17 protein-coding genes are annotated in these 22,062 nt (G+C 64.2%); 10 read left to right on the plus strand and 7 right to left on the minus strand.

The features are described 5' to 3' along the window. Window positions 1-20: 20 nt before the first annotated feature. Together IM733_RS02220 and IM733_RS02225 are read right to left on the minus strand one after the other, a co-directional pair. On the minus strand, window positions 21-731 hold the full coding sequence (locus tag IM733_RS02220) for a FadR/GntR family transcriptional regulator (protein WP_248919349.1): 711 nt from the start codon (window positions 729-731) through the stop codon (window positions 21-23). A gap of 96 nt (window positions 732-827) precedes the next feature. Further along, on the minus strand, window positions 828-1,181 hold the full coding sequence (locus tag IM733_RS02225) for a hypothetical protein (RefSeq protein WP_248919350.1): 354 nt from the start codon (window positions 1,179-1,181) through the stop codon (window positions 828-830). A gap of 271 nt (window positions 1,182-1,452) precedes the next feature. Here IM733_RS02225 and IM733_RS02230 point away from each other — a divergent pair, with 271 nt between their 5' ends. Next, window positions 1,453-6,318, plus strand: coding sequence for an NAD-glutamate dehydrogenase (locus IM733_RS02230; protein WP_248919351.1), 4,866 nt, complete (start codon window positions 1,453-1,455; stop codon window positions 6,316-6,318). A 159-nt stretch (window positions 6,319-6,477) separates the two neighbouring features. On the opposite strand, the gene ppsR is transcribed toward IM733_RS02230, so the two are convergent. Next, entirely contained in the window at window positions 6,478-7,296 is an 819-nt protein-coding gene (ppsR, locus tag IM733_RS02235) for a posphoenolpyruvate synthetase regulatory kinase/phosphorylase PpsR (RefSeq protein ID WP_213660261.1), read from the minus strand. Window positions 7,297-7,477: 181 nt separating this feature from the next. Here ppsR and ppsA point away from each other — a divergent pair, with 181 nt between their 5' ends. From ppsA to IM733_RS02275, 8 genes are all read left to right on the plus strand, one after another. Then, on the plus strand, window positions 7,478-9,853 hold the full coding sequence (gene ppsA / locus IM733_RS02240; protein ID WP_248919352.1) for a phosphoenolpyruvate synthase: 2,376 nt from the start codon (window positions 7,478-7,480) through the stop codon (window positions 9,851-9,853). 159 nt (window positions 9,854-10,012) lie between these two features. Further along, entirely contained in the window at window positions 10,013-11,011 is a 999-nt protein-coding gene (locus IM733_RS02245; protein WP_248919353.1) for an alpha/beta fold hydrolase, read from the plus strand. Between the two features lie 86 nt (window positions 11,012-11,097). After that, complete coding sequence (gene rraA / locus IM733_RS02250) at window positions 11,098-11,589, plus strand: ribonuclease E activity regulator RraA (RefSeq protein WP_240065651.1); 492 nt, start codon at window positions 11,098-11,100, stop codon at window positions 11,587-11,589. A 27-nt stretch (window positions 11,590-11,616) separates the two neighbouring features. After that, window positions 11,617-12,612, plus strand: coding sequence for a zinc transporter ZntB (locus tag IM733_RS02255; RefSeq protein WP_248919354.1), 996 nt, complete (start codon window positions 11,617-11,619; stop codon window positions 12,610-12,612). A 117-nt stretch (window positions 12,613-12,729) separates the two neighbouring features. Further along, a complete protein-coding gene (locus IM733_RS02260; protein ID WP_011533001.1) occupies window positions 12,730-12,993 on the plus strand; it encodes a hypothetical protein in 264 nt (87 codons plus the stop codon). A gap of 2 nt (window positions 12,994-12,995) precedes the next feature. Then, window positions 12,996-13,820, plus strand: a complete 825-nt coding sequence (locus tag IM733_RS02265) for a mechanosensitive ion channel family protein (RefSeq protein WP_248919355.1) — start codon at window positions 12,996-12,998, stop codon at window positions 13,818-13,820. A gap of 113 nt (window positions 13,821-13,933) precedes the next feature. Then, entirely contained in the window at window positions 13,934-14,500 is a 567-nt protein-coding gene (gene sigX, locus IM733_RS02270) for an RNA polymerase sigma factor SigX (RefSeq protein ID WP_044487874.1), read from the plus strand. A gap of 110 nt (window positions 14,501-14,610) precedes the next feature. Beyond that, window positions 14,611-15,651, plus strand: coding sequence for an OmpA family protein (locus tag IM733_RS02275; protein ID WP_213660267.1), 1,041 nt, complete (start codon window positions 14,611-14,613; stop codon window positions 15,649-15,651). Between the two features lie 244 nt (window positions 15,652-15,895). Here IM733_RS02275 and IM733_RS02280 read toward each other — a convergent pair whose 3' ends face one another. The 4 genes from IM733_RS02280 to IM733_RS02295 all read right to left on the minus strand — a co-directional run bounded on the left by IM733_RS02280 (window position 15,896) and on the right by IM733_RS02295 (window position 20,774). Continuing rightward, window positions 15,896-17,566 carry a bifunctional protein-serine/threonine kinase/phosphatase gene (locus tag IM733_RS02280; RefSeq protein WP_248919356.1) on the minus strand — a complete coding sequence of 557 codons (1,671 nt, stop codon included), beginning with the start codon at window positions 17,564-17,566 and terminating at the stop codon, window positions 15,896-15,898. Beyond that, complete coding sequence (locus IM733_RS02285) at window positions 17,563-18,774, minus strand: nitrate/nitrite transporter (protein WP_248919357.1); 1,212 nt, start codon at window positions 18,772-18,774, stop codon at window positions 17,563-17,565. The genes IM733_RS02280 and IM733_RS02285 overlap by 4 nt, the downstream gene beginning before the upstream one ends. A gap of 221 nt (window positions 18,775-18,995) precedes the next feature. Continuing rightward, complete coding sequence (locus tag IM733_RS02290) at window positions 18,996-19,571, minus strand: ANTAR domain-containing response regulator (protein ID WP_213660270.1); 576 nt, start codon at window positions 19,569-19,571, stop codon at window positions 18,996-18,998. Window positions 19,572-19,580: 9 nt separating this feature from the next. Beyond that, window positions 19,581-20,774, minus strand: coding sequence for a CmpA/NrtA family ABC transporter substrate-binding protein (locus tag IM733_RS02295; RefSeq protein ID WP_248921110.1), 1,194 nt, complete (start codon window positions 20,772-20,774; stop codon window positions 19,581-19,583). Between the two features lie 145 nt (window positions 20,775-20,919). On the opposite strand from IM733_RS02295, the gene IM733_RS02300 reads away from it, so the two are divergent. Further along, window positions 20,920-21,942, plus strand: coding sequence for a quinone-dependent dihydroorotate dehydrogenase (locus tag IM733_RS02300; RefSeq protein WP_248919358.1), 1,023 nt, complete (start codon window positions 20,920-20,922; stop codon window positions 21,940-21,942). Window positions 21,943-22,062: the final 120 nt, after the last annotated feature.

Below are 22,062 nucleotides of genomic sequence, written 5' to 3' on the forward strand. Positions count from 1 at the left end.
CGCGATGCGGTTCTCCGGGGTCAGTCGAGGGCGGGGAGGTCGAGTTTCAGGCGTTTGGCCGAGGCGCGCAGGTGGGCTTCGGCGCAGGCCGCAGCCGCCAGCCGGTCGCCGTCGGCGATGGCCAGGTACAGTACCCGGTGCTCGCGCAGGGCATCGGCCGCCCCCCCCACCGATGGGGTGGCGGAGTTTTCCCAGGCAGTACGGCGCGCGGCGGCCAGCTGGCCGCCGAGGAAATCGTGGAAGGCGACGAAGTAGTCGTTCTTGCTGGCTTCGGCGATGGCGCGGTGGAAGGCCACGTCGGCGGCCGAGGCGGTGGCGAAGTCGTTGCGTGGGTCTTCCATGGTCTGCAGGGCGGCGGCCATGCGCGCGAGGTCATCGTCGTCGCGGCGGCGGGCGGCGATGGCAGCGGCCTGGGTCTCGATCCACAGGCGCATCTCGAACATCTGCACCAGGTCCGGCGTGCGCCCCTGGCTGCCGGGGAAGCGGAACACGGTGCCGCTGGGTGTCTGCGAGATGTACGAGCCGAGCCCGCGGCGGGCGATCAGCACGCCGTCGGCCTTGAGCTGCGCCACGGCTTCGCGCACCACCGAGCGGCTGACGTTCAGCTGTTCGGCCAGTTGCTGTTCGGTGGGCAGGCGCGATTCGGCGGCCAGGCGGCCGGCATCGATTTCGCCGCGGATGGCGCTGACGACCCGTTCGACGAGGGTGTCGGGGCGCTGAAGCTCGAGCATGGACAGTGGTTTCTTATTGGTCAGGTTGTCAGACAATGCCTGTATCGATAGTGGCCTGTCAATGTTCTGGAGGCAGTCCACGCTGTGGGAGCGGCTTCAGATGTCGGACACGAACGTCCCGGTCCCGTCGAGGATATTGCGCAAGGTCAGCGCCACTTCCTCCAGGTCGCTGCCGGCAGACGTGAGGATGATTTCCAGCGACTCATCTCCTTTGAGCGCATCGCGATCCCCCGGCGCCACCTCGATCAGCAGCCGCTGCGCGCTCAGGGTCACCTTCAGCCCATCCAGCGTCGAAGGCTCGTCGTCCAGTGTGAGGTCGACGGTGTCTTCGTCCGGGTAGCGGGTCAGCAGGAACATCTGGCCCTTGTCGCTGTGGCAGCACAGGGTCGCCATGTTGTCTTCCTCGTCGTCGCAGGGGGTGGCGAAGAGCAGGGCGGTTTTCAGTTGCATAGGCGGCTCGGGTCAATGGAAATGAACGGGAATTCTGACAGCCTTGGCCGTTGCGATAAACGTAAAGTTACCGCCCCTTGACCGAATATGTCGCAGCGCTGCAAGCCGCGGTGACCGTTCAGTCGTTAAGCTCCCCAGTCGATGGACATGACGCTCATGTCCAACGCCTGGTTTTACCGTCCGGCTTGCCGCGGGTTGGCTATCGTTGATCCGTACGTGGCGGACGCACGCGACGCTTCACCTATAACAAAGCCCAAGCGGAGTACCACAGATGGCGTTTTTCACCGCAGCCAGCAAAGCCGACTTCCAGCATCAACTGCAGGCGGCCCTGGCGCAGCACATCAGCGAACAGTCCCTGCCACAAGTGGCGCTGTTCGCCGAACAGTTCTTCGGCATCATCTCTCTGGACGAACTCACCCAGCGCAGGCTGTCGGACCTGGCCGGCTGCACGCTGTCCGCCTGGCGCATCATCGAGCGCTTCGACCCCCAGTATCCGCAGGTGCGGGTCTACAACCCTGATTACGAACGCCACGGCTGGCAGTCCACGCATACCGTGGTCGAGGTGCTGCACCACGACCTGCCATTCCTGGTCGACTCGGTGCGCACCGAGCTCAACCGCCGTGGCTACAGCATCCACACGCTACAGACCACCGTGCTCAGCGTGCGCCGTGGCAGCAAGGGCGAACTGGTCGAACTGCTGCCCAAAGGCACCCAGGGCGAAGGCGTCAGCCACGAGTCGCTGATGTACCTGGAAATCGACCGCTGCGCCAACGCCGCCGAACTGACCACGCTGACCCAAGAGCTGGAGCAGGTGCTGGCCGAGGTGCGCGGCGTAGTCGCCGACTTCGAGCCGATGAAGGCCAAGATCCGCGAATTGCTGGAGCTGGTGGAGCAGAACGCCTTCGGCCCGGCGCAAAGCGACAAGGCCGAGGTGAAGAGCTTCCTGTCGTGGATGCTGGACAACCATTTCACCTTCCTCGGCTATGAAGAATTCACCGTCGCCTCCGACGCCACCGGCGGCCACCTGGTCTACGACGAGGGCTCGTTCCTCGGCCTGACGCGTCTGCTGCGGGCGGGCCTTGGCGCCGATGACCTGCGCATCGAGGACTACGCCGTCGCCTACCTGCGCGAGCCGCGCCTGCTGTCGTTCGCCAAGGCCTCGCAACCGAGCCGCGTGCACCGCCCGGCCTACCCGGACTACGTGTCGATCCGCCAGATCGACAAAGACGGCAACGTCGTCAAGGAATGCCGTTTCATGGGCCTGTACACCTCGTCGGTGTACGGCGAGAGCGTGCATACCATCCCCTACATCCGTGGCAAGGTCGCCGAAGTCGAGCGTCGTTCGCATTTCGACCCGAAAGCCCACCTGGGCAAGGAGCTGGCCCAGGTGCTCGAGGTGTTGCCGCGCGACGACCTGTTCCAGACCCCGGTCGACGAGCTGTTCAGCACCGCGATGTCGATCGTGCAGATCCAGGAGCGCAACAAGATCCGCGTGTTCCTGCGCAAGGACCCGTACGGCCGCTTCTGCTACTGCCTGGCCTATGTGCCGCGCGAGATCTACTCCACCGAAGTGCGGCAGAAGATCCAGCACGTGCTGATGGAGCGCCTGAAGGCCACTGACTGCGAGTTCTGGACCTTCTTCTCCGAGTCGGTACTGGCCCGGGTGCAACTGATTCTGCGCGTCGACCCGAAGAACCGCATCGACATCGACCTGCAGCAGCTGGAAAACGAAGTGATCCAGGCCTGCCGCTCGTGGCAGGACGACTTCTCCACGCTGGTGGTGGAGAACTTTGGCGAAGCCCACGGCACCAACATCCTCGCCGACTTCCCCAAAGGCTTCCCGGCCGGCTACCGCGAGCGTTTCGCCGCGCATTCGGCAGTGGTCGACATGCAGCACGTGCTCAACCTGTCGGAAACCAAACCGCTGGCCATGAGCTTCTACCAGCCGCTCACGCAGCTGGGCGAGCGCCAGTTGCACTGCAAGCTGTACCACGCCGATACACCCTTGGCGCTGTCGGACGTGCTGCCCATCCTGGAAAACCTCGGCCTGCGCGTGCTTGGTGAGTTCCCTTACCGCCTGCGTCACGCCAGCGGCCGCGAGTTCTGGATCCACGACTTCGCCTTCACCTACAGCGAAGGCCTGAACCTTGATATCCAGCAGCTCAACGACACCTTCCAGGACGCTTTCGTCCATATCGTCAAGGGCGACGCCGAGAACGACGCCTTCAACCGCCTGGTGCTGACCGCCGGCCTGCCATGGCGCGACGTGGCGCTGCTGCGCGCCTACGCCCGCTACCTCAAGCAGATCCGCCTGGGCTTCGACCTGGGCTACATCGCCAGCACCCTGAACAACCACACCGATATCGCCCGCGAACTGACCCGGTTGTTCAAGACCCGCTTCTACCTGGCGCGCAAGCTGACCCAGGACGACCTGGACGACAAGCAGCAGCGCCTGGAGCAGGCGATCCTCACCGCCCTGGACGATGTCCAGGTGCTCAACGAGGACCGCATCCTGCGCCGCTACCTGGACCTGATCAAGGCGACCTTGCGCACCAACTTCTACCAGCCTGACGCCAACGGCCAGAACAAGTCGTACTTCAGCTTCAAGTTCAACCCGAAACTGATCCCCGAACTGCCGAAACCGGTGCCCAAGTTCGAGATCTTCGTCTATTCGCCACGGGTCGAGGGCGTGCATCTGCGCTTCGGCAACGTCGCCCGCGGCGGCCTGCGCTGGTCGGACCGCGAAGAAGACTTCCGCACCGAAGTGCTTGGCCTGGTCAAGGCCCAGCAGGTGAAGAACTCGGTGATCGTACCGGTGGGCGCCAAGGGCGGCTTCCTGCCGCGCCGCCTGCCGCTGGGCGGCAGCCGCGACGAGATTGCCGCCGAAGGCGTGGCGTGCTACCGCATCTTCATCTCCGGCCTGCTCGACATCACCGACAACCTCAAGGACGGTGGCGTGGTACCGCCATTGAACGTTGTCCGTCACGATGACGACGACCCCTACCTGGTGGTGGCGGCGGACAAAGGCACCGCGACCTTCTCCGACATCGCCAACGGCATCGCCATCGACTACGGCTTCTGGCTGGGCGACGCCTTCGCCTCGGGCGGCTCGGCCGGCTACGACCACAAGAAGATGGGCATTACCGCCCGTGGCGCCTGGGTGGGCGTGCAGCGCCACTTCCGCGAGCGCGGCATCAACGTGCAGGAAGACCCGATCACCGTGGTCGGTGTCGGCGACATGGCCGGCGACGTGTTCGGCAACGGCCTGCTGATGTCCGACAAGCTGCAACTGGTGGCGGCGTTCAACCACCTGCATATCTTCATCGATCCGAACCCGGACCCAGCCACCAGCTTCGTCGAGCGCAAGCGCCTGTTCGACCTGCCGCGCTCGGCCTGGAGCGACTACGACACCAGCATCATGTCCGAAGGCGGCGGGATCTTCCCGCGCAGCGCCAAGAGCATCGCCATCAGCCCGCAGATGAAGGAACGCTTCGCCATCGAAGCCGACCGCCTGACGCCGACCGAGCTGCTGCACGCGCTGCTGCAGGCGCCGGTCGACCTGCTGTGGAACGGCGGTATCGGCACCTACGTCAAGGCCAGCACTGAAAGCCACGCCGACGTCGGCGACAAGGCCAACGACGCCCTGCGCGTCAACGGCAACGAGCTGCGCTGCAAGGTGGTGGGCGAGGGCGGCAACCTGGGCATGACCCAGCTGGGCCGCGTCGAGTTCGGCCTGAACGGCGGTGCCACCAACACCGACTTCATCGACAACGCCGGTGGTGTGGACTGCTCCGACCACGAGGTCAACATCAAGATCCTGCTCAACGAAGTTGTGCAGGGTGGCGACATGACCGAGAAGCAGCGCAACCAGCTGCTGGGCAGCATGACCGACGAAGTCGCCGGCCTGGTGCTGGGCAACAACTACAAGCAGACGCAAGCGCTGTCGCTGGCGGCCCGCCGTGCCCGCGAACGAATCGCCGAGTACAAACGCCTGATGGCCGACCTTGAGGCCCGTGGCAAGCTGGACCGCGCCATCGAGTTCCTGCCCACCGAAGAGCAGCTGGCCGAGCGCCTGGCGGCAGGCCAGGGCTTGACCCGTGCCGAGCTGTCGGTGCTGATCTCGTACAGCAAGATCGACCTCAAGGAGCAGTTGCTCAAGTCGCTGGTGCCGGACGATGACTATCTGACGCGTGACATGGAAACGGCTTTCCCACCATCACTGGTGAGCAAGTTCGCCGATTCGATGCGCCGTCACCGCCTGAAGCGCGAGATCGTCAGCACCCAGATCGCCAACGACCTGGTCAACAACATGGGCATCACCTTCGTGCAGCGCCTGAAGGAGTCCACCGGCATGAGCCCGGCGAACGTGGCCGGCGCCTATGTGATCGTGCGCGACATCTTCCACCTGCCGCACTGGTTCCGCCAGATCGAGGCGCTGGACTATCAAGTCCCGGCCGAGATCCAGCTGACGCTGATGGACGAACTGATGCGCCTGGGCCGCCGCGCCACCCGTTGGTTCCTGCGCAGCCGGCGCAACGAGCAGGACGCAGGTCGCGATGTCGCTCACTTCGGGCCGGTACTCGCGCAGCTGGGGCTCAAGCTCGATGAACTGCTGGAAGGGCCGACCCGCGAGCGCTGGATGGTCCGCTACCAGAGCTTCGTCGAGGCCGGCGTGCCGGAGCTGCTGGCGCGCATGGTCGCGGGTACCACCCACCTGTACACCCTGCTGCCGATCATCGAGGCCTCGGACGTCACCGGCCACGACCCGGCGCAAGTGGCCAAGGCGTTCTTCGCCGTGGGCAGTTCGCTGGACCTGACCTGGTACTTGCAGGAAATCAGCAACCTGCCGGTGGACAACAACTGGCAGGCCCTGGCTCGCGAGGCGTTCCGCGACGATATCGACCTGCAGCAGCGGGCGATCACCATCTCCGTGTTGCAGATGGCCGATGCGCCGGACGACATGGACGCCCGCGTCGCGCTGTGGTGCGAGCAGCACCGGGTGATGGTCGAGCGCTGGCGCGCCATGCTCGATGACCTGCGCAACGCCACCGGTACCGACTATGCGATGTATGCGGTGGCCAACCGCGAGCTGGTCGACCTGGCGATGAGCGGGCAGGCGGTGGTGATTCCGTCCTGAGCCCTGCATTGAGGTAAAAGAAAGCCCCGGCAGCGATGCCGGGGCTTTTTCATTCAACCTGTAGGAGCCAGCTTTGCTGGCGAACCAGTCGCCACGGTGGATGGCACCGGCTGCACCGGTGTTCGCCGGCAAGGCCGGCTCCTACGGCGGCCGTGTAACCTATTTGAACCGGCGTTCCACGCCTTTCTCCACGAGGATTTTCGCCGAAATCTCCTCCACCGAGAAATGCGTGGAGTTGATGTTGGGAATGTTCTCCTTGCGGAACAGGTTCTCCACTTCGCGTACCTCGAACTCGCACTGGGCGAAGCTCGAATAGCGGCTGTTGGGCTTGCGCTCGTGGCGGATGGCGGTCAGGCGGTCGGGGTCGATGGTCAGGCCGAACAGCTTGTTGTGGTGCTTCTTCAGCACCGCCGGCAGCTGCAAGCGCTCCATGTCGTCCTCGGTCAACGGGTAGTTGGCGGCGCGGATGCCGAACTGCATGGCCATGTACAGGCAGGTCGGGGTCTTGCCGCAACGCGACACGCCCACCAGTATCAGGTCGGCCTTGTCGTAGTAGTGGGTGCGTGCGCCATCATCGTTGTCGAGGGCGAAGTTGACCGCCTCGATGCGTTCCATGTAGTTCGAATTGCCGCCGATCGAGTGGGACTTACCCACGGAATACGACGAATGAGCGGTCAATTCCTGCTCGAGCGGGGATAAAAACGTCGAGAAGATGTCGATCATGAAGCCATTGGATGTGGCCATGACCTCGCGGATGTCCTGGTTGACGATGGTGTCGAAGATGATCGGGCGCACCCCGTCGCGCTCGGCAGCGGCATTGATTTGCTGGACCATGGCGCGAGCCTTGTCCAGCGTGTCGATGTAGGGGCGTGTGAATTTGTTGAACGGAATGCTCTCGAATTGAGCGAGCAAGCTCTGGCCCAGCGTTTCTGCGGTGATGCCGGTACCGTCGGAGATGAAGAACGCAGTTCGTTTCATTTGCACCTGAGGCCTTAAGCTGCCGAATGTTTCTGGATATGATAGGTTCGGTTTGCCGAACAGGGTTGTTTGGCATTCTCACTTATTTTCCAGGTCCAGGCCACAAGCGTCCCGGCCCAGTCGCAAAGCCGGCAGGCGGGCGCCCTTGAGCTTTTCCAATACAGTTAGTGGAGAGATCACCTTGGTAGAGTACGTAGTTTCCCTCGATAAGCTCGGCGTCCATGATGTGGAGCATGTGGGGGGCAAGAACGCATCCCTCGGCGAGATGATCAGTAACCTCGCCGGTGCCGGCGTCTCGGTGCCGGGCGGCTTTGCCACTACGGCCCAGGCGTACCGCGACTTTCTCGAACAAAGTGGCCTGAACGAGCGCATCCATTCGGCGCTCGACGCGCTGGATGTGGACGATGTCAACGCCCTGGCCAAGACCGGCGCGCAGATCCGCCAGTGGGTGATGGAAGCGGAATTCCCGGCTCGCCTGGATTCGGAAATCCGAACCGCCTTCGCGCAGATGTCCAAGGGCAACGACAACATGGCTGTGGCCGTGCGTTCCTCTGCCACCGCCGAAGACCTGCCGGATGCCTCCTTCGCCGGCCAGCAGGAGACCTTCCTCAACATCCGTGGCGTCGACAACGTCATCCGCGCCGCCAAGGAAGTCTTCGCCTCGCTGTTCAACGACCGTGCCATTGCCTACCGCGTGCACCAGGGCTTCGACCACAAGCTGGTCGCCCTGTCTGCCGGCGTGCAGCGCATGGTCCGCTCCGAAACCGGCACCGCCGGTGTGATGTTCACCCTCGATACCGAATCGGGCTTCCGCGACGTGGTGTTCATCACCGGCGCCTACGGCCTGGGTGAAACCGTCGTGCAGGGTGCGGTCAACCCCGACGAATTCTATGTCCACAAGCAGACGCTGCAGGCCGGCCGCCCGGCCATCCTGCGTCGCAACCTGGGCAGCAAGGCGATCAAGATGGTCTACGGCGACGAAGCCAAGGCCGGCCGTTCGGTCAAGACCGTCGAAGTCGACCGTGCTGATCGCGCGCGCTTCTGCCTGAGCGACGACGAAGTCAACGAACTGGCCAAGCAGGCCATGATCATCGAGCAGCACTACCAGCGCCCGATGGACATCGAGTGGGCCAAGGACGGTGACGACGGCAAGCTGTACATCGTCCAGGCCCGCCCTGAGACCGTGAAGAGCCGTGCCAGCGCCAATGTCATGGAGCGCTACCTGCTGAAAGAGAAGGGCACCGTGCTGGTCGAAGGCCGCGCCATCGGCCAGCGCATCGGCGCAGGCAAGGTCCGCGTGATCCACGACGTCTCGGAAATGGACAAGGTCCAGCCGGGCGACGTGCTGGTCTCGGACATGACCGACCCGGACTGGGAACCGGTGATGAAACGCGCCAGCGCCATCGTCACCAACCGCGGCGGCCGTACCTGCCACGCGGCGATCATTGCGCGTGAACTGGGCATCCCGGCGGTCGTCGGTTGCGGCAACGCCACCCAGGTGCTGAAAGATGGCCAGGGTGTCACCGTCTCTTGCGCCGAAGGCGACACCGGCTTCATCTTCGAAGGCGAGCTGGGCTTCGACATCAAGCAGAACTCGGTGGACGCCATGCCCGAGCTGCCGTTCAAGATCATGATGAACGTCGGCAACCCGGATCGCGCCTTCGACTTCGCCCAGCTGCCTAACGCCGGTGTCGGCTTGGCACGCCTGGAGTTCATCATCAACCGCATGATCGGCGTGCACCCCAAGGCGCTGCTCAACTACGCCGGCCTGCCGCCGGAACTGAAGGACAGCGTCGACAAGCGTATCGCCGGCTACGACGACCCGGTTGGCTTCTATGTCGAAAAACTGGTCGAGGGCATCAGCACCCTGGCCGCGGCCTTCTACCCGAAAAAGGTCATCGTGCGCCTGTCGGACTTCAAGTCCAACGAGTACGCCAACCTGATCGGCGGCAAGCTGTACGAGCCGGAAGAAGAGAACCCGATGCTGGGCTTCCGTGGCGCCTCGCGCTACATCAGCGAATCGTTCCGTGACTGCTTCGAGCTCGAGTGCCGCGCGCTCAAGCGCGTGCGCAATGACATGGGCCTGACCAACGTCGAGATCATGGTGCCGTTCGTGCGCACCCTGGGCGAGGCCAGCCAGGTCGTCGACCTGCTCGCCGAGAACGGCCTGGCCCGTGGCGACAACGGTCTGCGCGTGATCATGATGTGCGAGCTGCCGTCCAACGCGCTGCTGGCCGACGAGTTCCTCGAATACTTCGACGGCTTCTCCATCGGCTCCAACGACCTCACTCAGCTGACGCTGGGCCTGGACCGTGACTCCGGTATCATCGCCCACCTGTTCGACGAGCGTAACCCGGCTGTGAAGAAGCTGCTGGCCAACGCCATCCAGGCGTGCAACAAGGCCGGCAAGTACATCGGCATCTGCGGCCAGGGCCCGTCGGACCACCCGGACCTCGCCAAATGGCTGATGGAGCAGGGTATCGAGAGCGTGTCGCTGAACCCGGACTCGGTGCTCGAAACCTGGTTCTTCCTGGCCGAAGGCCAGGGCGCGGCCTGATGCAATACCTGCGGGGGCGCCGCTGCGCTCCTGCATGAAACCTGTGGGAGCGGGCTTGCCCCGCGATAGCGCCAGCCAGGACAGCACTGTCCGTCGGCCTGGTTCAATCGCGGGGCAAGCCCGCTCCCACGTTCATGTCCTTAGTTTGTTCGTGAAACCATGCAAAGCAGCAGCACCCTTTTCCCCGTCGCGTTGCTCAGTGCCGAGCGCCGCGGCGACCTCAGCGAAGACGTCTATCGGATCAAGGCCGGTAACAGCCCGGACCCGAGCGTCGAACTGGCAGTCACCCGTCTGGGGCTGGCTGATCAACGGCGCGCCCAGGGTGTGCCGGTCATTCTGCTGCACGGCAGTTTTTCCAACCGACGGTTCTGGTTCTCGCCCAAGGGCGTCGGTTTGGGCGCCTTCCTCGCGCGCGCCGGTTTCGACGTGTGGGTCCCGGAAATGCGCGGCCACGGCCTGTCGCCACGCAATCGCGACTGGCGCCACAACCGGGTGGCGGACTACGCCCGCTACGACTTGCCGGTGATCGGCGCGTTCGTTCATGAACAGACCGGCCAGGCGCCGCACTGGGTGGGGCACTCGCTGGGCGGTACCACCCTGGCCGCCGCTCTGGGGAGTGGATACCTGGAGGCCGGGCTGGTGGCCAGCGCGGCGTTCTTCGGGACCCAGGTCAGCCGGATCTACTGGCCGTTGAAGGTGCCACCGGTGGAGTGGGGCGCGCGCCTGCTGATCAAGCGTTTTGCGCAGATATCCGGCTCGCGCCTCAAGCGCGGCCCGGAAGACGAGCCTATCGGGCTGGCCCTGGAAAGCCTGCGCTGGAATGGCCTGTTCGGGCGCTTTGGTGACAAGGAGCAGGACTGGTGGGCGGGGCTGGCGGACGTCGAATTGCCAGTGCTGGCGGTGGCGGGTGCGGCGGACTTCCAGGACCCTGTATGGGCCTGCCGCAAGCTGTTCGAGCAGTTCGGCGGCGACAGCAAGCAGTTCCTGCGCCTGGGGCGCGAGGAGGGCTTCGAGGCCTTCGGGCATGTCGACATGCTGGTCAGCAAGGCGGCGCAGGCGCAGGTGTGGCCGCTGGTGGAGCGCTGGTTGAGGGATCCGCTGGTAGCGGTGCATGCCTCGACGGTGGCGGCTGAGCCGGTACCGGCAGCAGCAAACTGACTGACCGGTCCCGGATGACTGCCATGCCGTCCAAGGTGTAGCCTTGAGGCCACCTTCGCTTTCGTTGTGACTGACAGGAGTTTCCCATGCAGCATTACGTAACGCCCGACCTGTGCGACGCCTACCCGGACCTGGTCCAGGTGCTCGAACCCATGTTCAGCAATTTCGGTGGCCGCGACTCGTTCGGTGGCCAGATCGTCACCATCAAGTGTTTCGAGGACAACTCGCTGGTCAAGGAGCAAGTCGACCTCGATGGCAAGGGCAAGGTCCTGGTGGTCGATGGCGGCGGCTCGCTGCGCCGCGCGCTGCTGGGTGACATGCTCGCCGAGAAGGCCGCGAAGAACGGCTGGGAAGGCCTGGTGATCTACGGCTGCGTGCGTGACGTCGATGTGCTGGTGCAGACCGACGTCGGCGTGCAGGCCCTGGCCAGCCACCCGATGAAGACCGACAAGCGCGGCATCGGCGACCTCAACGTCGTGGTCACGTTTGCCGGCGTGACCTTCCGTCCGGGTGAGTACGTGTACGCCGACAACAATGGCGTGATCGTCTCGCCAAGCCCGCTGAAGATGCCGGAGTGACGCGCCGCGGGCGCTGATGGAGCATTGATGTTCGAGGAAGACAACGCGCAGTGGGGCCTGGTGCATGCCCTGGTGCTCGATGGCAAGGGTGGCGCGCGTTCGATCGCCCGGACCGAGCTGGACGATCTGCAGTTGAATGCTCAGGAGAGCCTGTGGCTGCATTGGGATCGCAGCCACCCGCAGACCCGCACCTGGCTGCAGCAGGACAGTGGCCTGAGCGAATTCGCCTGCGACCTGCTGCTGGAAGAGAATACCCGCCCACGCCTGTTGCAACTGGCCAACGAGCAGATGCTTCTGTTTTTGCGCGGCGTCAATCTCAACCCGGGCGCGGAGCCTGAAGACATGGTGTCGGTGCGCATCTTCGCCGAAGCGCGCCGGGTCATCTCGTTGCGCCTGCGCCCTTTGCGCGCCAGTGACGAAGTTCTCCAACAGCTGGACGAGGGCAGGGGGCCGAAATCGGCCTCTGAACTGCTTCTGCTGATGGGTGAACTGCTCACGGAAAAGGTCCAAGCGCTGGTCAGCGACCTGTCGGAGGCCGTCGATCTCGAGGAAGAGAAGGTGGAATCCGACGAACGGTATGCGCCAGAGCAGGGCAGCCTGCAGCAGACCCGCCGTCGTGCCGCCGGCCTGCGTCGTTTTCTTGCCCCGCAACGGGACATCTACGCCCAGTTGTCGCGCAACAAGTGCAGCTGGTTCGCCGACCCTGACGCAGACTACTGGAACGAGTTGAACAACAGCCTGATCCGTTATCTGGAAGAGCTGGAGCTGGCCCGCGAGCGCGCGGCTCTGGTGCTGGAGAGCGAGGACCGACGGCGCAGCGAGCGGATGAACCGGACCATGTATCGCTTTGGCATCATCACCTGCATCTTCCTGCCCATGAGTTTCGTCACCGGGCTGTTGGGTATCAACGTCGGCGGTATTCCGGGCTCCAACAGCCCCTACGGCTTCCTGTTCGCCAGCCTGATCGTACTGGGGTTGGCGGTGGGGCAGTGGCTGTTGTTCCGGCGGCTGAGGTGGGTGTGATGCGTTCCATTGTGGTGCAAGTCGGGTGCAATTTTCATTTTGAAACATTCGTCCCACATTCATGTGTGACCCATCGGGCGGCGCCCTCGTCTTTGACTCACATTGCGCGAGGTGCCCATGCACGATCCGTTTGAAGAATCCCTGCGCGACCTGCTCAAGGCGTCGCCGTCCGGCCAGGACCGTGACGATGCCGCCTGCCTGGGTCGCGTGCTCAAGACCGCCAACCGCCAGGTTGGCGCGGGCGATCTGTTCAGCTTGCTTGGCCGCTGGAGCCAGGCGCTGCTGATCGCCGTGAACAATGGCTCGGCGCATGTCGCGCCGGTCCGTCGCAACTCTACCCGCAACGCTGCCGCTGGCAGGCACGCAGATAAGGCCGATTGAATATGGAACTCGATCTCTGGACCCAGAGCCTGGTCACCGCCATGACCGCCCTTTGGACCAAGGTGGCGAACTTCATCCCCAACCTGTTCGGCGCACTGGTCGTGGTGCTGCTTGGTTTCGTCGTGGCCAAGCTGCTCGACACCTTGCTCTCCAAGTTGCTCGCCAAGTTCGGCCTCGACCGCCTGATGAGCGGCACCGGGTTGACCAAGATGCTGGCCCGGGTCGGCATCCAGGTGCCGATCTCGACGCTGATCGGCAAGATCGTCTACTGGTTCGTGTTGCTGATCTTCCTGGTTTCGGCCGCTGAATCGCTTGGGCTCGAGCGGGTCTCGGCAACCCTCGACATGCTCGCCCTGTACCTGCCCAAAGTGTTCGGCGCGGCACTGGTGATGCTGGCCGGTGTGCTGCTGGCGCAACTGGCCAACGGCCTGGTGCGTGGCGCCGCCGAGGGTATCGGCCTGGAGTACGCCGCGGGCGTCGGGCGTATCGTCCAGGGCCTGGTGATCATCATCAGTATCTCAGTGGCCATCAGCCAGCTCGAGGTCAAGACCGACCTGCTGAACCACGTGATCGTCATCGGTTTGATTACCGTTGGTCTGGCAGTTGCGCTGGCGATGGGCCTGGGCAGCCGTGAAATCGCCGGGCAAATCCTGGCCGGAATCTATGTGCGTGAGCTGTTCCAGGTAGGCCAGCAGGTGCGTATTGGCGAGGTCGAAGGGCATATCGAGGAGATCGGTACGGTCAAGACGACGCTGCTCACGGATGATGGCGAATTAGTGTCGTTTTCCAATCGCGTGCTGCTCGAGCAGCGTGTGAATAGCCGCTAACCGCACAAAAGCTGTTAATGTATGCCGCCGCGAAATCGGCCCACGTGGGCCGAGCGGCGACATTGACCTGACTGTCGGCCAGATTCGTTTTGAATAAAGTTCATTCGCCGCCCATGCGCTATGACCCCCGGGAGCTCACCGACGAGGAGTTGGTGGCGCGTTCGCATGAGGAGCTGTTTCACGTTACCCGCGCCTATGAAGAGCTCATGCGGCGCTACCAGCGGACGCTGTTCAACGTCTGCGCACGCTACCTGGGGAACGATCGGGATGCCGACGATGTCTGTCAGGAGGTGATGTTGAAGGTGCTGTACGGGCTGAAGAACTTCGAGGGTAAATCGAAGTTCAAGACCTGGCTCTACAGCATCACTTACAACGAATGCATCACCCAGTACCGCAAGGAGCGTCGCAAACGAAGGCTGATGGATGCCCTGAGCCTGGACCCTGTCGAAGAGGCGTCCGAGGACACGGCACCGAAGCCTGAAGAGAAGGGCGGGCTGGATAAATGGCTGGTGCATGTGAACCCGATCGACCGGGAAATCCTGGTGCTGCGATTTGTCGCAGAGCTGGAATTCCAGGAGATCGCGGACATCATGCACATGGGCCTGAGCGCCACGAAAATGCGCTACAAGCGCGCGCTCGACAAGCTTAGAGAGAAATTTGCAGGCCTGGCTGAAACTTAGTCGGCTGCAAATACCTCTAACCAACCGGCAAGTTCTGCTAGACTAGCCGTCGAGTTGTCCCCCGGATGTTGGTGGGACTGCTTAACTATCACCAGATGGGGATTTAACGGATGAAATTGAAAAACACCTTGGGCTTGGCCATTGGTACTCTCGTAGCCGCTACTTCGCTCGGTGCTCTGGCACAGGGCCAAGGCGCGGTCGAAATCGAAGGCAACGTCACCAAGCAGTTCTACGATAGCGAGCGCAACTTCAAGAACGACGGCACCAACCCTGGTGTTCGCCTCGGTTACTTCCTGACCGACGACGTCTCCCTTGACCTGGGCTACAACGAAACTCACAACGCGCGTGGCGAAGTCTTCAACAAAGACATCAAAGGCTCGAAAACCAAGCTGGACGCCACCTACCACTTCGGTACCGTCGGCGATGCACTGCGTCCGTACGTTTCCGCTGGTTTCGCTCACGAGAGCCTGGGCCAGGCCACTCGCAGTGGCCGTGACCACTCCACCTTCGCCAACGTTGGCGCTGGCGCCAAGTGGTACATCACCGACATGTTCTTCGCCCGTGCCGGCGTCGAAGCCATGTACAACATCGACAACGGCAACACCGAGTGGGGTCCGACCGTTGGTCTGGGTCTGAACTTCGGTGGCAGCGGTGGCCAGAAAGCCGCTCCTGCGCCGGCTCCAGTTGCCGAAGTCTGCTCCGACAGCGACAACGACGGCGTCTGCGACAACGTCGACAAGTGCCCTGACACCCCAGCCAACGTTACCGTTGACGCTGATGGCTGCCCGGCTGTTGCCGAAGTCGTTCGCGTTGAGCTGGACGTCAAGTTCGACTTCGACAAGTCGGTCGTCAAGCCAAACAGCTACGGCGACATCAAGAACCTGGCTGACTTCATGAAGCAGTACCCACAGACCACCACCACCGTGGAAGGTCACACTGACTCCGTCGGCCCAGACGCTTACAACCAGAAGCTGTCCGAGCGTCGTGCCAACGCTGTCAAGCAGGTCCTGACCCAGCAGTACGGCGTAGAATCGAGCCGTGTTAGCTCGGTTGGCTACGGTGAGACCCGTCCGGTCGCCGACAACGCCACCGAAGCTGGCCGCGCCGTCAACCGTCGCGTAGAAGCTCAGGTAGAAGCCCAGGCCAAGTAATTGGTTTGACGCTTCACGAAAAACCCGGCCTTGGCCGGGTTTTTCTTTGCCTGGCGTTCAAGGGCGCCAGATCGCCCGGCCCCTTGTGCTGCGCTGGCGCGCGGGGAACAGGGTTATCTGTAGGGGCAGCTTCAGCCGCGAAGCAGGTAGCGCGGTGCCTGCTACCCGCTTCGCGGGTGATCGCGGCTAAAGCCGCTCCTGCAGGTGGCACGCCAAATCAATGGGCTATGAGAGCCGCCTTGGTTCATCCCTTGAGCAGGGCGAGCAGCACCACCAGGTTGAATAGCAGGGACAGTAGCGCCACCGTTCGCCATACCTTCAGCGGCTCACGCTCCAGCAGCGGACGTGGTCGGTCGGGCAGTTCCTGTCGATCCCCGCGCTCAAGCAGCAACAACCACTGTTCAGCCGTCTCGAAACGGTGTGCTGGATTGACGGCCACCGCCTGCTCCAGATTGCGCTGCAACCACTCAGGCAAGTCGGGGCGATACCGAGCGGCACTGACTGGAACGCCGAAACGCGGCCGCTGGAAGGCTTCGATTTCACCGTAGGGGTAGTGCCCTGTCAGCAGGTGGTACAGCGTCACACCCACCGCGTAGAGGTCCTGACGTGGGCTGGGTGGCTGGCCATCGAAGGCTTCCGGAGCGATGTACGACGGCGTGCCGGGCAGGGTGTGGGGCAAGTTCTCGGACAAGCCTGGGCAGTAGGCCAGGCCGAAGTCCAGCACACGCAACTGACCGTCGCTACCCAGATGCAGATTTTCCGGCTTGATGTCGCGATGCAGCAGATTGCGCCGATGCAGTATGCCGACCGCCTGTAACAGCTGGCGAGCGACCTCCAGCCACTGTGGCAGGGGCAAAGGGCCGTGGTTGGCAAGCAGGGTGGCGAGGGTCGTACCTGGATACTCGCGCATCAGGTAGTACAGGTGTCGGCGCTGGCTGGCCGGGTGCGTCTCGGGGAAGTGCCGGCCGGCGACCCGGCGCAGGAACCACTCTTCCAGCAGCAGGCTCTGGGTCGCCTTGAGCTCCACCTCGCGGGTTTCGGGCAACGTCTTGAGCAACCAGGCCTGGCCGTGGTCATCCCGCACGCGATAGAGCAGCGACTGACGGCTTTGGCTGAGCATTCCTTCGACCACCCAGCCATCGACCATTTGCCCGCTGCGCAAGGCGCCTGGCAGCGGCCATTGTTGCGACTGCGCCAGTGTATCGGCGAGGTTGGCCGAGCCCAGCGCATCGACGCGGACCAGCAAGGCGCTGGCGTTGTCCTGGCTACCGCAAAGATGAGCCGAGGCCACCAATGTATCGACGGCTTCCTGCAGATCTGGCTGTTCACGCAGGATCGCCTGGATATGCGTGTCTCCCAGACTGGCCCAGACGCCATCGCTTAGTAGCAGGAAGCACTCGCCTTCGTGCAGGTCACCCTCCAGGTAGTCCACCAGCAACTGCTGATCCAGCCCCAAGGCGCGCTTGAGCACGTGCTGCATGCCTGGCTGATCCCAGACATGGTCCTCGCTCAGGCATTGCAGGCGGTCCCCATGCCAGTGGTACAGGCGGCAATCGCCGACATGGGCGAGGGTGAAGCGTCGCCCGCGCAATATCAGGGCGCTGAGGGTGGTCAGCAGGGGCTGGCCATTGCCCTGGGCGCGTAGCCAGCGGTTCTGTGCCAGCAGCAGGCGATCCAGGGCCTGGGTCACGCTCCAGGTGGCGGGTGTGGCGTAGTAGTCCAGCGCCAGCGCCTGGAGGCTGGCCCGCGCCGCCAGGCCGCCGTCGGCGCAATGGCTGACGCCGTCGGCGAGGGCAAACAGGTAGCCCTTGCTGGCGGCCAGCTCCGGCGCGGGGGTGACCAGGCGCAAGGCGTCCTGGTTTTCCTCCCGTGGCCCGATGGCGCTGGCCTGGGCGAAACTCAGGCGCAGGCTCATACCCGTGCCGCGGTGACCGCCGCCGAGCCCCAGGTAGTACGCCAGCGCAGCTTGACGCCATGCAGGCCGAACCAGGCCAGCAAGCCGAGGCTGGCGAACAACCACAAGCCCAGCTGGTAGTCGCCGGTATGTTGCTTGATGGCGCCCAATCCGGCTGCGAGCAGGAAGCCGCCGATACCACCGGCCATGCCGATCAGCCCGGTCATCACCCCGATCTCCTGGCGGAAGCGTTGCGGCACCAGTTGAAACACCGCGCCATTGCCGGCGCCCAACCCCAGCATGGCGCTGACGAACAGTGCCAGTGCGGCGGCCGCGCTGGGCAGGTTGAAGCCGACCGCGGCAATGCACACGGCCGCCACGCCGTACATGCCCAGCAAGGTGCGGATGCCGCCGAAGCGATCGGCCAGGGCTCCGCCCAGCGGGCGCATCAGGCTGCCGGCGAACACGCAGGCGGCGGTGTAGTAGCCAGCGGTGACCGGGCTCAGGGCGTACTGGTCGCTGAAGTAGCCGGGTAGGGCGCTGGCCAGGCCGATGAAGCCGCCGAAGGTGACGCTGTAGAAGAACATGAACCACCAGCTGTCGCGGTCGCCCAGGGCCCTGAGGTAGTCGGCCATGGCCTTCGGTTTGGGTCGCGCTGGGGCGTTGCGCGCCAGCAGGGCGAACAGCACCAGGGTCAGCAACAGTGGCAGCAGGGCAAAGCCGAATACATTGTTCCAGCCAAAGCCAGCCGCCAGGGCGGGCGCCAGCAGGGCGGCGAACACCGTGCCGGAGTTGCCGGCGCCGGCGATGCCCATGGCTTTGCCCTGGTGCTGCGGTGGATACCACTGCGAGGCTAGTGGCAAGGAGACGGCGAACGAGGCTCCGGCGAAACCGAGGAACACGCCGAGCAACAGCGCCTGTTCATAGCTGTGCACGCCCAGGTGCCAGGCGCAGGCCAGGGCGACGATCACCACCACCTGGCCGATGAGGCCGGCGGTCTTCGGTGACAGGCGGTCGACCAGCAGGCCCATGGCGAAGCGCAGCAGCGCGCCGGCCAGGATCGGCGTGGCTACCATCAGGCCCCGTTGCTGGGCACTGAGTTGCAAGTCGGCGGCGATTTGCACCGCCAGAGGGCCGAGCAGGTACCAGACCATGAAACTCAGGTCGAAGTAGAGGAAGGCGGCAAACAGGGTGGGCAGATGCCCGGATTTCCAGAAGCTCTTATTCATCGAACACCTCGTTGGGCGCACAACACAGGGGCGGAAACGCAAAGACGCCGCTGCCCGGTCCACGGTTGTGGAGAGGGGAGCGACGTCTTTGTCGGGGTTTGGCGGCAACCGCCGTTGGCTACCTGAATCTTCAATGAGCAAGAGGCGGGCCAGGTTCTTGTGCGGGTGAATGGTGGCGCCTGGTTCGCCAGCAAGCTGGCTCTTACAGTGTGTCGGAGTGTTCAGCCGAGCATTTCGGACAGGGCGATGATCTGTTCCGCCACCTGGATCAGCTTCTGCTGGCGGCTCATGGCCTGGCGGCGCATCAGGGTGTAGGCCTGCTCTTCGTTGCAGTCCTTCATCTTCATCAGCAGCCCCTTGGCCTGCTCGATACGCTTGCGTTCAGCCAGCTGCTGGTCGCGGGCCTGCAGTTGGGCGCGCAATGCCTGGTCGCTCTCGAAGCGTGCCATGGCTACATCGAGGATGGGCTGCAGGCGTGCCGCGTGGATGCCTTCGATGATGTAGGCGCTGACGCCGGCCTGGATCGCCTGGCGCATCACCCCGGGATCGTGCTCGTCGGTGAACAGCACGATGGGCCTTGGGTGGTCGCGGCTGACCAGCACCATCTGCTCCAGTACATCCCGGCCGGGTGACTCGGTATCGATCAGCACCACGTCCGGGCGCACCGTTTCAACGCAGCCGGGCAGGTCGATGGTCAGGCCGCCGGCCTCGATCACCTCGAAGCCCGCCTCGCTCAATGCGGCCTTGAGGCGGCCAACCTTCTTTTCGGTGTCGTCGATCAGCAGGATACGCAACATGATCGTCCCTCAGCGTCCGACGCGCGCGCCGGGCGCCACGTCCAGGGCGTGCAGGCTGAAGCTGCGCGCATAACCATGGGGGTCGCTGCCGTCCCAGCGGTTGCCGTCGATCAGCAGGCTGCTGCGCATCGGTAGCTCGGCGCAGGGCACGTGCAAGGCTTCGGCGGCCTCACGGTACAAGGCCAGTTGCTGGACCTGGCGTGCCACCGCGAGGTAATCCGGGTCTTCGCGCAGGATGCCCCAGCGACGGAACTGGGTCATGAACCACATGCCGTCTGAGAGGTAAGGCAGGTTGGCGCGACCCTGGTCGAACAGGCGCAGTGCGTGGCGGTCCTGCCAGCGGTTGCCCAGGCCGTCCTGGTAATCGCCAAGCAGGCGCGGTTCGATGCTGCTCACCGGGATGCCCAGGTAGCTGTCGCCACTGAGCAACTGCGCGGCGCCACGGCGATTCTCGAGGTTCTGCTCGATGAACCGGCTGGCGGCGAGGATCGCCTTGATCAGCGCCCGGGCGCTGTTGGGGTACTGTTCGACGAAGCCGCGAGCGCAGGCCAGCACCTTTTCCGGGTGGTCCGGCCACACCGCCTGGCTGGTAGCCAGGGTGAAGCCCTGGCCTTTGGCAATGGCGTCGGCCGACCAGGGCTCGCCGACGCAGAAGCCGTCGATACGCCCGGCCTGCAGGTGGGCGACCATCTGCGCGGGGGGGACCACCACGCTGTCGACGTCGCGCAGCGGGTGAATGCCCTGGCTGGCCAGCCAGTAGTACAGCCACATGGCATGGGTACCCGTGGGGAAGGTCTGGGCGAAGGTCAGCCGTGCGCCATGCTGGTGCACCAACCGGGCCAGTGCCTCGGGGCTGGTCACGCCCTTGCGTTGCAGTGCCGGGGAGAGGTTGATGGCCTGGGCGTTCTGGTTCAGGCCCATGAGCACCGCCATGTCCCTGGCCGGGCCGCCGCCCACGCCCAGCTGTATGGCATAGACCAACCCGTACAGGCAGTGGGCAGCGTCCAGCTCGCCCCGGGTCAGCTTGTCGCGCAGGCCGGCCCAGGAGGCCTGGCGGTGCAGGTTGAGGGTCAGGCCCTGCTGCTGGGCGAAGCCCTGGGTGGCGGCCACGATCACCGAGGCGCAGTCGGTCAGGGCCATGAAACCGATGTCCAGGCAGGTCTTCTCGGGGGCATCGCTGCCGTTGACCCAGGCCAGGGGCATTGTCGGGAGAGCTGTATTCACGGGGATCCTCGGCGGGCGGCGCAGTTGCGTGGGGCAGAAGAAGCAACCCATGTGCCAGGGCCCTGTCGCCATGGCGGCGCGCTGGCTATAATCGCCCCCTCACACACCGCGAGTCCGCCTGCCCATGTATACCCTGGCCCGCCAGCTGCTGTTCAAGCTTTCCCCGGAAACCTCCCACGACCTCTCGCTGGACCTGATCGGCGCCGGTGGCCGCCTCGGGCTCAATGGCCTGCTGTGCAAGCAGCCAGCGGCGTTGCCGGTGAGCGTCATGGGCTTGAACTTCGCCAACCCGGTCGGCCTGGCCGCGGGCCTGGACAAGAACGGCGCGGCCATCGATGGCTTCGCCCAGCTGGGTTTCGGCTTCGTCGAGATCGGCACCGTGACGCCGCGTCCGCAACCGGGCAACCCCAAGCCACGCTTGTTCCGCCTGCCCGAGGCCACCGCGATCATCAACCGCATGGGCTTCAACAACCTGGGTGTCGACAACCTGCTGGCGCGGGTGCGGGCCTCGAAATACACCGGCGTGCTGGGTATCAACATCGGCAAGAACTTCGACACCCCGGTCGAGCGTGCCCAGGATGACTACCTGATCTGCCTGGAGAAGGTCTACAACGACGCCAGCTACATCACCGTCAACGTCAGTTCGCCCAACACGCCGGGCCTGCGCAGCCTGCAGTTTGGCGATTCGCTCAAGCAATTGCTCGATGCCCTGGCCGAGCGCCGCGAGCGATTGGCGGTGAGCAATGGCAAGCGCGTGCCGCTGGCGATCAAGATCGCCCCGGACATGAGCGACGAGGAAACCGCCCTGGTGGCAGCGGCACTGATGGCGTCGGGGATGGACGCGGTGATCGCCACCAACACCACCCTTGGCCGCGAAGGTGTCGAGGGGCTGCCGTTCGGGGGCGAGGCGGGTGGGCTTTCGGGGGCGCCGGTGCTGGAGAAGAGCACTCACACAGTGAAGGTGTTGGCGGGTGAGTTGGGTGGCAAGCTGCCGATCATTGCCGCAGGTGGTATCACCGAAGGCCGTCATGCGGCTGAGAAGATCGCTGCGGGTGCGAGCCTGGTGCAGATCTATTCGGGTTTCATCTATAAAGGCCCGGCGCTGATTCGCGAGGCGGTGGACGCGATTGCCGCGATGCCGAGGTGAGCCCATCGCGGATTAATCCGCGAGGAGGCACATTGATTCAGGGCCATAAAAAAGGGCCCCTCAAAAGGGGCCCCTGGGCCGCAGCCCGCCGCCCGGATAGGGCGCGCATGGTAACTCGAA

Origin of the sequence: Pseudomonas entomophila, from assembly GCF_023277925.1 — a bacterium.
Taxonomy (GTDB): domain Bacteria; phylum Pseudomonadota; class Gammaproteobacteria; order Pseudomonadales; family Pseudomonadaceae; genus Aquipseudomonas; species Aquipseudomonas entomophila_D.